Origin of the sequence: Marinomonas spartinae (genome assembly GCF_900089775.1) — a bacterium.
GTDB lineage: Bacteria > Pseudomonadota > Gammaproteobacteria > Pseudomonadales > Marinomonadaceae > Marinomonas > Marinomonas spartinae.
The window spans coordinates 58,323-70,761 of record NZ_FLOB01000013.1; the positions used below are offsets into that span (position 1 = coordinate 58,323).

The window sequence follows — 12,439 nt, forward strand, 5'->3', positions numbered from 1 at the left end:
TGCTTGCCGTGAAGTCCATCTTACTTTTTATTTTTCTCTTGAGCGATGTTAGGTTTTTATCTGTATGATGAGTAGAGTCAAGAAGACACGGTATCAAGGTGTTTGGCTTTATGAGTTTTGCGATGGTATCTAAAATACTATAGGTTAGATTAAGGTCATTTTAGAATATAGCCTTGATAATCTGTTTAGCTTCGATTTTGATTTTATGTTGCTTCAGGTGCGCTAATCAAAGCTAAAGGGAGGGGGTTTAGGTGTTAAAATTTTTGGTTATTATGCTAGAATTCCGATCCTCATATAACAGATAGGGATATTGTTGTGGACATTATGATTGGTCAGAGTGTGCTTAAGAAAAAAGCCCAGTTAACTCATCTTTCAGAACGTGCAATTGGGCAAGCATTTAAAGATCAAGCCGCTTTAGCGATACAAGTAACCCAGTGTAGTGCTGCTGTTTATCGTCGTTTGCAACGAACTTATAAATCGACTGTCACTCCAAAAGACCAAAAGCGTGTTAAAGCGGGTGGCCTGAGTGTGCAATCTATTGAATTTTCAACCCAAAATGGTAGCCAGAAATCATTTAATAGCTTACTCCCTGCAATGCGAGGCGGGGCTTCAGCCCCTGGGGCGGCTTCAAAAACATCTAATGATGTTGCTGTTGCTTCAAATCAACCTCAGGCAATCAATTTATTAGCTTTATTACATCATGCAATCAACGAGGATATTCTAAAAACAGGAAATGGTATTGAGAAGGTGGCAACCATATTGGGTCTTGTCACGACGACTGTTGGTTTTGTTGTTCCTGGCGGTGGTGTTGCTTCTTCAATAGTTAATTGGATCGGAAGTGGTGCGACTTATTCGGGGTTTACCATGTCAAGAATTCGTCCTGATGCGCCTGATCGAGCTTATTATCAATTAACAAATTATATTGCTTGTTTAGCTGCATGGAATAAAAAAGCGTGTGAGCTAATTGATATCGCTGATCCAAATGGGCAGTGGACTTTTCGCGATATTGAAAATGGATTTTCGTAAAAGCTAAAATCGAATATGCTAGCTTAGATCTGGGTTGAAGTCTTTTCTACCCAGATTGCTTTCTCATCTAATAATCTCCTTCCACAGTGTATTTTCTCCCTATCAGTTCGGTTATTGACTATCCTTTTTTCTAGGTTTTCTTGTAGATCCTTTGGCGGATTTCAGAAATATCACTTAATCAAACTCGTTCATTATCGTTTTATGGAAACCTGCCATAGATACCATTGGTTTGTGGTGGGATGAGTGATCCCTCTTGATCTTACAGGCTTTTGAAACATTACCCAGCTCTTCAGCTTGTAAAGCCAACCAGATAGTGGAGATTCTAGCTAAGGCTCAAAGCATACTAGAGCCAGAAGAACGAAGCATTTTAAACGAGGTGAAACAAGAGGGTAAATCGCTACCATCGGATAGCCTGACAGGCAAACTGGCCTCCCATATTGCTTCACTTTCATCCAAATCTCCTGCAAGCAAACAATTATACTTAGGCTGTTGGCTGCCTGTGGTATTAACTAAAGGTGCCTATGCGGGATCAACGCTGTTGTTTGTTGCTTTTTGGAATAAAGCGCATAGTGTGGGCAATTATGATACTGATAAGGGGGATGCAAAGCCGGCTAGCTTTATGAATTTGTATACAGGTATTTTAGGGCCTAATGCAATAGATACTTACCCGCTTATGCAATTTCGGATTTGTTAAATCCGTATCAGGCAATAGACCCACAAGTTAATGATCAGGGGAACAATTATCGCATTCAATTTACCAAGCAATTTCAAGAAGTAGGCGACTCGCCATATCCACAATGTTGGGCATGTGAAATTGAGGTAACCGTTAAGGCTTTTTCTCAAGCACGTTACGTACTTTCGGCATATGCCAAGCGTGCAGGTCGAGAGGAAGCATGTGGGGTAGATCAAGATCTTACGTTTACGATTAAGACCGTCACCCCTTATACGAGGACCACAATGCTATCTTCATCTTTAGGAGCTCCGATCTATGAAGGCGCAAGCCGCATATATGAAAGATGGAACGGAAGTGGGCTCCGGTTGGGTTGAGCAAATGGTTACCCCTCCTAACCCGAAATAACCAATACAGGATGGCTTTTAAGAAAAATGTTACTTATTGTTGCGACCTCTCGAAAGTATATTCCTTCAAGGTCGTGTCTTAATTGGTGATTTCTCTGAAAGCCTAGGGTTTTGACGGCTTATTTATCGGCTTCCTAAGTAACGTTAATACTGCACTTCAGAGCCGTATTAGCGTTACGTTTACACAATATATCGAGGTAATCTGGGTAGTACCATCCGTTTCTACTGGTTTATTTCTACTAGTACCTGTTTTCAATTCACCTTATTGGATTCTATTCCACAGCACGCCTCATTGATTCGTCTATCTGTGTCTAGAGTGGCTTTAGCTTGGTGGCATGATTCGATGTTTGTATCTCCGATAAATTACCCTGTTTGGTTTTTTAAGGATTTGTTTCGCCATATACTGATGAAAAGAAGTAGAGTGGAATAATAAGACTTATGTCCTCAATGAAGATTTATTACGGCATGGCTCAGTGGCAACACCCTGCTTGGGTGAACTGGTTGTATCCGGCCTCTTTGGCAACAGGAGAGCGAATAGGCCGTTATTCACAGGTGTTTTCTACTGTTGAGGTGGGCAGTACTTTTTACACTAAGGTGGATGATGTTCAGCTGATGCGCTGGTACGAATCGGTTAATGATGGGTTTAAGTTTAGTTTTAAAGCCCCGCAGACGGTCACTCATCGTTTAATTGAGCGATCTTGGCAAGAGGTGCAACGGGATTGGTTGGAATTTATGGGGTCGTTGGAGCCTCTGTTGAGTAAGCTTGGGCCAACAATGCTGCAGTTCCCCGCTGTGTGCGATGAGCGTGCGCTGGAGACGATTCTAGCTTTATGTGATTTGTGGTCGCTGTCGGCACCGTTATCGGTGGAAGTGCGTCATTTGGCGTATTTTGATAAAGGTAATACAGAGCGTTATTTCTTATCCGCACTGTCTGAGCGTGGTGTGAATCGGGTTGTTATGGATTCACGTCCGGTGTTTTCTACGGACGCCTATTGTGACAGCTTGGTGGATGCGCAAAAGAAAAAGCCTCGTGTGCCTTGTCATCCTATTGCGACTTCGAGGCATCCTGTAGTGCGTTTTATTGGGCATCCAGATTTACCTCTTAATGACGCTTGGCTGAGCCAGTGGGCGATGAAACTGTCGCAATGGTTGTCTGAAGGGCTGACGCCGAGCGTATTTGTGCATTCCTCGGATAATATTGCCGCGCCCACATTGGCGGCTCAATTGGATGAAAAGGTGCGAAATTTACTCCCTGAGTATCAAACGAAATTGTCTTTACCTCAGAGTCAAGAGCAAGTTAGTCTATGGTAGAGGTATGTTGAAAATGGCTTTACCTATCATAGTTTGTTAATAACTAAGGAGAGTTTTATGTATTCACTCATATTTTATGTGCCCGAAACGGATTTGGATAAAGTAAAACAGGCGTTGTTTTCTGTGGGGGCAGGGGCATTAGGGAATTATGATCATTATTGTTGGCAAATAAAAGGGGAGGGACAGTTTCGTCCTCTTGAGGGGGCAGATCCACATTCAGGGAAAGTAAATGAGATTTCACACATCTGCGAGTATCGTGTTGAAATGCTGCTGCAAGAAGATGTCAAACAAAGTGCTATTAATGCCTTGCTGTCCTCACATCCTTATGAGGAAGTGGCTTATCATATTATTCCGATACAGCGTTAAATATAATGGTGTCTTCATGGAAACCATAATGGCCTTTTTTGTGGTCTTCAATAAAGAAATTGAGCGTTTTGCTGACGCTGCTAAAGGCTAATTCGTCCCATGGGATGTTATCTAGATCAAATAAGGCGACTTCCGAGCTTTCTTCTGTGGCGTGAAAGTCGTCTTGTTCAAGTTCTGCAAGATAGAACAAATGAATTTGGTTAATATGCGGAATGCTAATCATGCTAAATGCTTGCTTGCAGGTTGCATTTGAGCCGCTTTCTTCAAGTGTTTCGCGCAGAGCACCTTCTCTTGTGGTTTCCTGATTTTCCATAAAGCCAGCAGGTAACGTCCAGTAGCCGAAGCGGGGCTCTATATTGCGTTTACACAAGAGTACCTTTCCTTTATAGAGAGGGAGGGTGCCAGTGATGAGTCTTGGGTTGTCATAGTCGATAAAGTCACATTGAGGACATACGGCTCGTTCTCTGTTGTCGCCTTTCGGTATCGTCATATTCACGGCATGGCCGCAGTTTGGACAAAATCTCATGGGTACATCCTTAACGTTTTCGCTTAAACTTAGCGTTTGAGCTTGAGTTTGGCGAATTTAACAACCTTATCTTCTATTTCTTGAATTTCAATCTGGTAGTGACCCACCCATAAACTAATAGGGTGTTCAGGGATAAACTCTAGTGTTTCAATAATAAGGCCGTTTAGGGTTTTTGGACCATCGGTTGGCAAATGCCATTCCAAGGTTTTATTGATATCACGAATGTGAGTCGACCCTTCGATTCTAAAGGAACCGTCTTCAAGGGGCTGAATCTCTTCTTCTTCGTCTTGTGTTGGTGGTGTGAATTCACCGACGATTTCTTCTAACACGTCTTCTAATGCGGCAATACCTTGAACATCGCCATATTCGTCCACCACAATGCCCATTTGTTGGTGGTCTTTTTGGAAGTTCAGTAAGACCGTATTGAGAGAGGTGCTCTCTGGGATAAAGTAGGGTTCAACCGTGGCTTTTAATAACGCCGCTTTCGATGGGTTTGGGTCTTGTAGGAAAGTGGCCGCGCGACGGGAATGAAGAATACCGATGACTTTATTAAGCTCACCATTATAAACAGGCATGCGGGTATGGCGGCTGCTACAGACCTGCTCAATGATTTCTTCAATGCTGTCTTCAATATCAATGCCCACTACTTCATTGCGTGGAATCATGATGTCTTCTACAGAGACTTTTTCAAGATCCAAAATAGACAAGAGCATTTCTTGGTGAGCGGCTGGAATCAAACCGCTTGCCTCATTGACCACTGTACGAAGCTCTTCGGAGTCTAGCTTGTGTTGGTCATTCTGAGTGGCATGCACACCAAAAATCCTTAATAAACCGTTAGACAGGCTGTTAACAAAAACGACGATTGGGTAAAACACTTTTAGCAGGATTGATAGCAACCAAGAGGCTGCAAAGGCGACTTTTTCAGGATGAAGTGCCGCCATGGTTTTTGGGGTTACTTCGGCAAAGATTAGGACAATCAAAGTAAGTGCTGCTGTAGCAATGGCGACACCTGCGTCGCCCCAAATGCGTACGGCAATGATGGTTGCAATCGCAGACGCTAAAATATTAACAAAATTATTGCCAATTAGAATAAGGCCAAGTAGGCGATCTGGGCGCTCGAGTAATTTGCTGACTCGTATTGCTGTGCGATTTTTGTTTTTCACCAGATGCTTAAGACGGTACTTGTTCAAGGTTAGCATGCCTGTTTCTGAGCTAGAGAAAAAGGCGGAAATTAAGATTAGACTAAAAAGTATGCCACCGAGAATACTTAAGGGAACATCGTTCAAGAAGGGACTGCCTCAATTGTTAAGATAAAAGGGATTATTAGTGCTTAAAAAGTTGCTGTCAAATGACTTTATAGTATTAAACGTTAATGCATAATAATTTGTAACGCAATTTGACTGCCAAAATAGCCTAACATAAGCAAGAAGAAACCACTGAGAGTAAGCTTGACCGCCAACTGGCCACGCCATCCAGCATAACGTCTGCCAATCAACAAGCCAGCAAAGACAAACCAAGAAGCAATGGTAAAGAAGGTTTTATGAACCATGTGCTGGGCAAAAATATCCTCAATGAAGTAGAAGCCTGTAGCAATGGCTGCGGTTAAGAAAATAAAAGCGGCCCAGATGAACTCAAACATCAGGCGTTCCAGTACTTGCAGTGGTGGTACTCTAAGAAGCTGTTTTAACTTATGATTTTTAAGTTGGTACTCTTGAATCGATAATAAAATTCCCACTCCACAGGCGGCGGTAAATAAACTATAGGCGACACAGGCAATTAATATATGGATACTGGTGCCCCAAGAGTTGCTATGCAATTCATGTAGATTCCAAGGCTGAATAGCATTTAGAGCAATAATAATGCCCGTTAGGGGAAACGATATTGCCATCAATAGGGATAAATCTTTATCACGGCTACTAAACCACAATAATGCATTGCCAATTACAGCAATTAATAATCCGATGGTTAAAAAGGTAAAGCCATTTCTATCAAGTAGTGTGAGGGATAATGCACAGGCGTGTAACGCGATGGCAAGTGCGCCAATAAGTTGTGTAGGGCGCGCTTTAGGGCAAAAATAGTACGTGATACCAGAGGTAAAACATGCAATACAGGCAAGCCAAAGCGATAATTGAGTCATGAAACTGATAGATCCATTAAGTAAAGGTATAGGGTGACAATCATTTATCCGTTATAATAGGATTAATTTCACCTTGGTTAAACCGTGAATGAAGGTTTTTTCCATAATAGAGCAAATTTTGAGGGCAACATGTTCGACAATTTATCGAATCGCTTAACCTCCTCGCTTGATCGTATTCGAGGTCGTGCCAAATTAACAGAAGACAATATCAAAGACGTACTACGTGAAGTGCGTATGGCGCTTCTCGAAGCCGATGTTGCTTTGCCAGTTGTTAAAGATTTTATTGCGGCGATTAAAGAGCGCGCCGTGGGCACCGAAGTCACAAAAAGTTTAAGTCCAGGCCAAGTCTTTCTTAAGATTGTTAAGCAAGAACTAGAAAATGTCATGGGCCAAGCCAATGACGAGCTGAATTTACGAGCTGCCCGTCCTGCGGTGATCTTGATGGCAGGGTTGCAAGGAGCGGGTAAAACGACTTCTGTTGCGAAGTTGGCGAAGTACCTAAAAGAGCGCCACAAAAAATCGGTCTCTGTAGTCAGTGCCGACATTTATCGCCCAGCGGCCATTAAACAGCTTGAAACGCTTGCGGGTGAGGTTGGGGCGGACTTTATCCCCAGTGACTTGACGCAAAAGCCGATTGATATCGCGAACAATGCCATCGATTATGCCAAGAAAGCCCATAAAGATGTATTGATCGTCGATACGGCAGGTCGCTTAGCCATTGATGACGACATGATGGCTGAGATTAAAGCGTTGCACGGTGCCATTAACCCGATCGAGACGCTTTTTGTGGTCGATGCCATGACCGGTCAAGATGCGGCGAATACCGCGAAAGCATTTGGTGATGTATTACCACTGACAGGGGTGATTTTAACCAAGACCGATGGCGATGCTCGTGGCGGTGCGGCTTTGTCGGTTCGCCATATTACCGGTAAGCCTATTAAATTCTTAGGTGTAGGGGAGAAAACGAGCGCATTAGAGCCTTTCCACCCCGATCGTTTGGCATCTCGTATTCTGGGGATGGGCGATATGCTTTCCTTAATAGAGGAAGCTGAGCAAAAGATCGATAAAGAAAAAGCGGAAAAGCTTGCGGGTAAGCTGAAAAAAGGCAAAGGCTTCGATTTAGAAGACTTTAAAGAACAGCTTCAACAGATGAAAAATATGGGCGGAATGAGCTCCATGTTGGACAAGCTCCCAGGTATGGGGCAGCTAGGTGATATTCAAGACAAAGTGAACGACAAAATGTTTGTTCAAATGGAAGCTTTGATTAACTCCATGACGCCAGCAGAACGTCGTAATCCGGATGTTATTAATGGCTCCCGTAAAAAACGTATCTCAACGGGTGCGGGATTGCAGATCCAAGATTTAAATCGTCTTTTAAAACAGCATAAGCAAATGCAAAAGATGATGAAGAAGATGTCCGCAAAAGGTGGCATGAAGAAAATGATGCGTGGCTTGGGTGGAATGATGCCAGGTGGTGGCATGCCTGGCGGCGGAAATTTCCCTAAATTTTAAAGATATCTTCTTGTTTTTATTAGCGGCAGTTAAAAAACTGCCGTTTTTAATGTCTGGGCGAGTAATTCGCCCTTTTGTTTTTCTGGTTAATCGACTAGAATATGCCGCCTTCTTGTAGTATGAGTCAAAAATCGACTCGGCAAGGGGTGTTTCGTTAAGCAATAAGGAACCAATCATATGGTAACTATTCGTCTTTCTCGTGGTGGCTCTAAAAAGCGCCCATTCTATCATTTGAACGTGGCTGATAGCCGTCGTGCTCGTGATGGTCGTTATATCGAACGTTTGGGTTTCTTTAACCCTATCGCTCGTGGTCAAGAAGAACGTCTACGCATCGATCTAGATCGCGTAAACCATTGGGTTAGCCAAGGCGCTCAATTATCTGACCGTGCTGCTCAGCTTGTTAAAGAAGCTGGCAAAAACGCTTAATACTGAGGTAGTGCTATGTCTCAATTAAAGCAAGCGGCCGCTCCTGAGCAAGCCCTTGTGGTTGGACGCATTACATCAGTTTATGGTGTTAAAGGGTGGGTGAAGTTGTATTCACACACCGATCCGATGCGAGGAATCTTTGATTATAAGCATTGGTGGTTGAAAACTCCTAGTGGGTGGAAAACCGTAGAACTAAACCAAGGGCGTCTGCAAGGTCGTGGCTTGGTGGCATCGGTAAAAGGTTATAGCGACAGAGATCAAGTAAAAGAGCTCTGTGGTTTAGATATCTACATTGATGCCAAAGAGCTCCCAGCATTAGAGGAAGGTGATTACTACTGGAGTCAGCTGGAAGGTCTTAGGGTTACAACCAAAGAGGGTGTCCTCTTAGGGAAGGTTTCTCAACTGATGGAAACCGGTGCGAATGATGTTCTTGTTATCCGTGCGTGTGAAGGCAGTTTTGATCGTGAAGAACGCCTGATTCCTTATGCACCAGGTACTTATGTTTTAGATATTAATCTTGAGCAGCAGGAAATGGTGGTCGATTGGGATCCGGAATTTTAACTGACAAACTGAGGTCACAACGTGAAGGTTAGCGTGATATCGCTTTTTCCGGAAATGTTTCAAGCCATTACCCAATATGGTGTGACGGGCAGAGCCATTAAGTCTGGTTTAGTCGAGATGGATTTTATAAATCCCCGAGACTTTACCCATGACCGACATAAAACAGTAGATGATCGGCCTTATGGTGGTGGTCCAGGGATGCTGATGAAAGTTCAGCCTCTCAAAGATGCGATTGCGAGTGCCAAATTATTGGTGCCCAATGCAAAAGTTATTTATCTGTCCCCTCAAGGGCGTACGCTGACGCAAGAAGGTGTGCAACAGCTTGCTAAACAAGCAGAATTTATTCTGGTAGCAGGCCGTTATGAAGGCGTTGATGAGCGTTTGATTCAATCTGAGATTGATGAAGAATGGTCGATCGGCGACTTTGTCCTAAGTGGTGGTGAATTGCCGGCAATGGTGCTTATGGATGCTGTATTTCGTATGGTACCGGGAGTGCTAGGAAAGCAGGCCTCGGCGGACGAAGATTCGTTTGCTGATGGGTTGTTGGACTGCCCGCATTACACTCGCCCAGAAGTTTTGGATGGTGAACCTGTCCCTTCTGTATTACTTAGTGGCAACCACGAGGAGATCAGACGCTGGCGATTAAAGCAAAAGCTCGGAAGAACTTGGCAACGCCGGCCAGACCTTTTGCAAGACCTTGAGTTGGACAAGGAACAGCAAAAGTTGTTAGAAGAGTTTATTCGCGAAACTGAAGATTCAACCTCGGCAGAGTAGGAATTGCGAGCTTATCGGACAGAAGAACCTTCATGCTGATAAGAAACCATATCATTAGGAGTCACATCCATGAGTAATAAAACTAAACTGATTCAGCAGATTGAAGCTGAACAGATGACAAAAGAAGTCCCAGCCTTCGGTCCTGGTGACACTGTTGTTGTCCAAGTTAAAGTAAAGGAAGGTTCACGCGAGCGTCTACAGGCCTATGAAGGTGTTGTAATTGCTAAGCGTAACCGCGGCCTTAACTCTGCATTTACCGTTCGTAAAATCTCTAGCGGTATCGGTGTAGAGCGTGCTTTTCAAGTTTACAGCCCATTGGTTGAAAGCATCGAAGTGAAACGTCGCGGTGACGTGCGTCAGGCTAAGATCTACTACCTACGCGAGCGTTCTGGTAAATCAGCACGTATTAAAGAAAAATTGGCGAAACGTTAATTTTTCAGTATTAAAAAAAGGCGACGAAAGTCGCCTTTTTTTATGGAACCAATCTGCTCTATTGTGGCCTAATAGTCTCTGTATTTTGATTATTTAAGGTGTTCATGATGAATCCTCGTTCGCTCCTATCTCGCATGTCGTTCTTTTGTGTTCTGGCATATCTCTTCTCTTTTACATTGTTTTCTAGTGCAGCACAGGCGGGGACGGCTGAAGTCAAAGCCGCAATTAAGCGAGCCTTACCTCAATACTCAATCGACAGCATGACGCTTCATAAAGGAACAAATCTTTATACCGTTGAATTAAAGGATGGACCAACGCTGCATATGAGTCCTGATGGTAAGTATTTTATCGTTGGGGATATGTATAAAATTGATGGTTCGCAAATCGAGAACGAAACACAGCGAGGGAAATTGGCGAAAGTTGAGTCTTTACCCGTTTCCAAAATGATTGTGTTTAAAGCGAAAAATGAGAAAGCCCATATAACGGTTTTTACGGATGTGGATTGTGCGTACTGCCGAATGCTGCATAAAGAAGTGCCGGAATTGAATAAACTGGGTATTACCGTTCGTTATCTTGCTTATCCGCGAGCAGGGATTGGTTCTCCTGCCTACAAAAAAATGGTCAGTGTGTGGTGTTCTGATAATCCCCAAGAGTGGTTTACTAAAGCAACGGAGGGAGACGACATCCCTGAAAACACCTGTGCTAACCCTGTCGCTTCTGATTACAATTTAGGCAATGATATCGGAGTGCGCGGCACGCCGACGATGATTTTGAGTAATGGTAAGTTAGTGCCAGGTTATTTGCCTGCGAACGTGTTAGCAAAAGAGCTTGGGTTATAGCGTTATTGCGAAATATTCCACTAAACATGAAGTGTCTTCAGTCGTTTCGGCGTTGGGTTTGCTGGACTGTGGCGGTATAATGACTTTAAATGGTAATTTTTGAACGAGTTTTATAAAAATTAAACTGTCTCTGTGGGGTGTAGTTTTGGAACCGGTAAAAGTCGGGATTTGTGGGCTAGGAACAGTAGGTTCTGGCAGTTTTAATATTCTTCGCAAGAATGCGGAAGAGATTACCAGACGTGTTGGCCGCAGTATTGTGATCGAGCAAGTGGGTGCCCGACGTGATAATGATGCTTGTGATACCACAGGTATTAAAGTGACCCGTGATATTTTTGATGTCGCTAACAATCCAGATATTGATATCGTGCTGGAATTGATTGGTGGTACATCCGTGGCGAAAGAGCTGGTATTAACAGCGATTGAGAACGGTAAGCACGTAGTGACGGCCAACAAGGCCTTGATTGCCGAACATGGTAATGAGCTGTTTGCGAGAGCTCGTGAAAAAGGCGTCATGATTGCGTTTGAAGCGGCAGTGGCTGGTGGTATTCCCATTATCAAATCTTTGCGTGAAGGCTTATCGGCGAACCGTATTGAATGGTTGGCGGGTATCATTAATGGTACAGGTAACTTCATTCTCTCTGAAATGAGTGAAAAAGGTCGTGATTTTGACGACGTGTTAGCGGAAGCCCAAGCGTTAGGTTATGCCGAAGCTGATCCGACTTTTGACATTGAAGGTATTGATGCGGCACATAAATTGACTATTTTGGCGTCCATTGCCTTTGGTATTCCGTTACAGTTTGAAAAAACCTACACCGAAGGCATCAGTCGTATTACGGCGGAAGATGTGGCCTTTGCTGATGATTTAGGGTATGCGGTAAAACATCTTGGTATGGCGCGTCGCTCAAAAACAGGAATTGAATTGCGAGTTCATCCTACACTGATTTCTCATAAGCATTTATTGGCCAATGTGAACGGTGTAATGAATGCCGTTATGGTCAAAGGGGATGCGGTTGGTCCAACTTTGACTTATGGTGCTGGGGCAGGTGGATTGCCTACCGGATCGTCTGTTGTGGCTGATGTCATTGATGTTGCCCGTACGTTAACGGCGGATCCTCATAACCGTGTGCCGCATCTGGCTTTTCAAGCCGATGCGTTGTCTGATACGAACGTTTTGTCAATAGAAGAAATTGAGTGTGGTTTCTTCCTGAATATGACGATTAAAGATCGTGCAGGTGTATTGGCTACCATTACGCAAATTTTGTCATCAAATGAGATTAGTATCGAATCCATTATCCAGCGTGAACGAGAAGGCAGTGAACTGGTGCCGCTGGTGATCATGACGCATGATGTAAAAGAACGAAATATGAATGCCGCGATTGCTTCCATTGAAGCTTTACCGGATGTCGCAGGAACCGTACAGCGCATTCGTGTTGAAAATTTGGCATAAGAGAG

14 protein-coding genes are annotated in these 12,439 nt (G+C 43.7%); 11 read left to right on the forward strand and 3 right to left on the reverse strand.

Translation table 11 applies throughout. From position 1 onward, the window contains the following. The first annotated feature begins 315 nt into the window (after nt 1-315). The 4 genes from MSP8886_RS18530 (at nt 316) to MSP8886_RS18545 (ending at nt 3,780) form a co-directional block, all read left to right on the forward strand. Entirely contained in the window at nt 316-1,026 is a 711-nt protein-coding gene (locus tag MSP8886_RS18530; RefSeq protein ID WP_067019373.1) for a hypothetical protein, read from the forward strand. A gap of 253 nt (nt 1,027-1,279) precedes the next feature. Beyond that, nucleotides 1,280-1,720, forward strand: coding sequence for a hypothetical protein (locus MSP8886_RS18535; protein WP_067019382.1), 441 nt, complete (start codon nt 1,280-1,282; stop codon nt 1,718-1,720). A gap of 830 nt (nt 1,721-2,550) precedes the next feature. Then, a complete protein-coding gene (locus MSP8886_RS18540) occupies nt 2,551-3,414 on the forward strand; it encodes a DUF72 domain-containing protein (RefSeq protein WP_067019385.1) in 864 nt (287 codons plus the stop codon). A gap of 57 nt (nt 3,415-3,471) precedes the next feature. Next, nucleotides 3,472-3,780, forward strand: coding sequence for a YqfO family protein (locus MSP8886_RS18545; RefSeq protein ID WP_067019388.1), 309 nt, complete (start codon nt 3,472-3,474; stop codon nt 3,778-3,780). On the opposite strand, the gene MSP8886_RS18550 is transcribed toward MSP8886_RS18545, so the two are convergent. From MSP8886_RS18550 to MSP8886_RS18560, 3 genes are all read right to left on the reverse strand, one after another. Next, on the reverse strand, nt 3,761-4,306 hold the full coding sequence (locus MSP8886_RS18550; RefSeq protein ID WP_067019391.1) for an NUDIX hydrolase: 546 nt from the start codon (nt 4,304-4,306) through the stop codon (nt 3,761-3,763). The genes MSP8886_RS18545 and MSP8886_RS18550 overlap by 20 nt on opposite strands. A gap of 29 nt (nt 4,307-4,335) precedes the next feature. Next, the gene (locus MSP8886_RS18555; protein ID WP_067019394.1) at nt 4,336-5,592 is read right to left on the reverse strand and encodes an HlyC/CorC family transporter; all 1,257 of its coding nucleotides are present in this window, start codon (nt 5,590-5,592) and stop codon (nt 4,336-4,338) included. An 83-nt stretch (nt 5,593-5,675) separates the two neighbouring features. Then, nucleotides 5,676-6,443, reverse strand: a complete 768-nt coding sequence (locus MSP8886_RS18560) for a cytochrome C assembly family protein (protein WP_067019396.1) — start codon at nt 6,441-6,443, stop codon at nt 5,676-5,678. 129 nt (nt 6,444-6,572) lie between these two features. Between MSP8886_RS18560 and ffh the strand changes: the two genes are divergently transcribed. The 7 genes from ffh to MSP8886_RS18595 all read left to right on the forward strand — a co-directional run bounded on the left by ffh (nt 6,573) and on the right by MSP8886_RS18595 (nt 12,434). After that, nucleotides 6,573-7,955 (forward strand): signal recognition particle protein, encoded by a 1,383-nt coding sequence (gene ffh / locus MSP8886_RS18565; protein WP_067019397.1) that lies wholly within the window; start codon nt 6,573-6,575, stop codon nt 7,953-7,955. A 177-nt stretch (nt 7,956-8,132) separates the two neighbouring features. Beyond that, nucleotides 8,133-8,381 (forward strand): 30S ribosomal protein S16, encoded by a 249-nt coding sequence (gene rpsP / locus MSP8886_RS18570; RefSeq protein WP_067019399.1) that lies wholly within the window; start codon nt 8,133-8,135, stop codon nt 8,379-8,381. 15 nt (nt 8,382-8,396) lie between these two features. Further along, nucleotides 8,397-8,942: a ribosome maturation factor RimM gene (rimM, locus tag MSP8886_RS18575; protein WP_067019402.1), complete on the forward strand. Its 546-nt coding sequence runs from the start codon at nt 8,397-8,399 to the stop codon at nt 8,940-8,942. Between the two features lie 21 nt (nt 8,943-8,963). After that, nucleotides 8,964-9,716 (forward strand): tRNA (guanosine(37)-N1)-methyltransferase TrmD, encoded by a 753-nt coding sequence (gene trmD / locus MSP8886_RS18580; RefSeq protein WP_067019405.1) that lies wholly within the window; start codon nt 8,964-8,966, stop codon nt 9,714-9,716. A gap of 69 nt (nt 9,717-9,785) precedes the next feature. After that, a complete protein-coding gene (gene rplS, locus MSP8886_RS18585) occupies nt 9,786-10,148 on the forward strand; it encodes a 50S ribosomal protein L19 (protein ID WP_067019408.1) in 363 nt (120 codons plus the stop codon). A 104-nt stretch (nt 10,149-10,252) separates the two neighbouring features. Beyond that, the gene (locus tag MSP8886_RS18590) at nt 10,253-10,987 is read left to right on the forward strand and encodes a thioredoxin fold domain-containing protein (protein WP_245659144.1); all 735 of its coding nucleotides are present in this window, start codon (nt 10,253-10,255) and stop codon (nt 10,985-10,987) included. A gap of 145 nt (nt 10,988-11,132) precedes the next feature. Then, nucleotides 11,133-12,434 (forward strand): homoserine dehydrogenase, encoded by a 1,302-nt coding sequence (locus MSP8886_RS18595; RefSeq protein WP_067019411.1) that lies wholly within the window; start codon nt 11,133-11,135, stop codon nt 12,432-12,434. The last annotated feature ends 5 nt before the right edge of the window (nt 12,435-12,439 follow it).

Coding starts and splice junctions, on each gene's coding strand:
- MSP8886_RS18540 (WP_067019385.1), top strand. CDS start 2,551: ATGAAGATTTATTACGGCATGGCTCAGTGGCAACACCCTGCTTGGGTG.
- MSP8886_RS18545 (WP_067019388.1), top strand. CDS start 3,472: ATGTATTCACTCATATTTTATGTGCCCGAAACGGATTTGGATAAAGTA.
- MSP8886_RS18550 (WP_067019391.1), bottom strand. CDS start 4,306: ATGAGATTTTGTCCAAACTGCGGCCATGCCGTGAATATGACGATACCG.
- MSP8886_RS18560 (WP_067019396.1), bottom strand. CDS start 6,443: ATGACTCAATTATCGCTTTGGCTTGCCTGTATTGCATGTTTTACCTCT.
- ffh (WP_067019397.1), top strand. CDS start 6,573: ATGTTCGACAATTTATCGAATCGCTTAACCTCCTCGCTTGATCGTATT.
- rpsP (WP_067019399.1), top strand. CDS start 8,133: ATGGTAACTATTCGTCTTTCTCGTGGTGGCTCTAAAAAGCGCCCATTC.
- rimM (WP_067019402.1), top strand. CDS start 8,397: ATGTCTCAATTAAAGCAAGCGGCCGCTCCTGAGCAAGCCCTTGTGGTT.
- rplS (WP_067019408.1), top strand. CDS start 9,786: ATGAGTAATAAAACTAAACTGATTCAGCAGATTGAAGCTGAACAGATG.
- MSP8886_RS18590 (WP_245659144.1), top strand. CDS start 10,253: ATGATGAATCCTCGTTCGCTCCTATCTCGCATGTCGTTCTTTTGTGTT.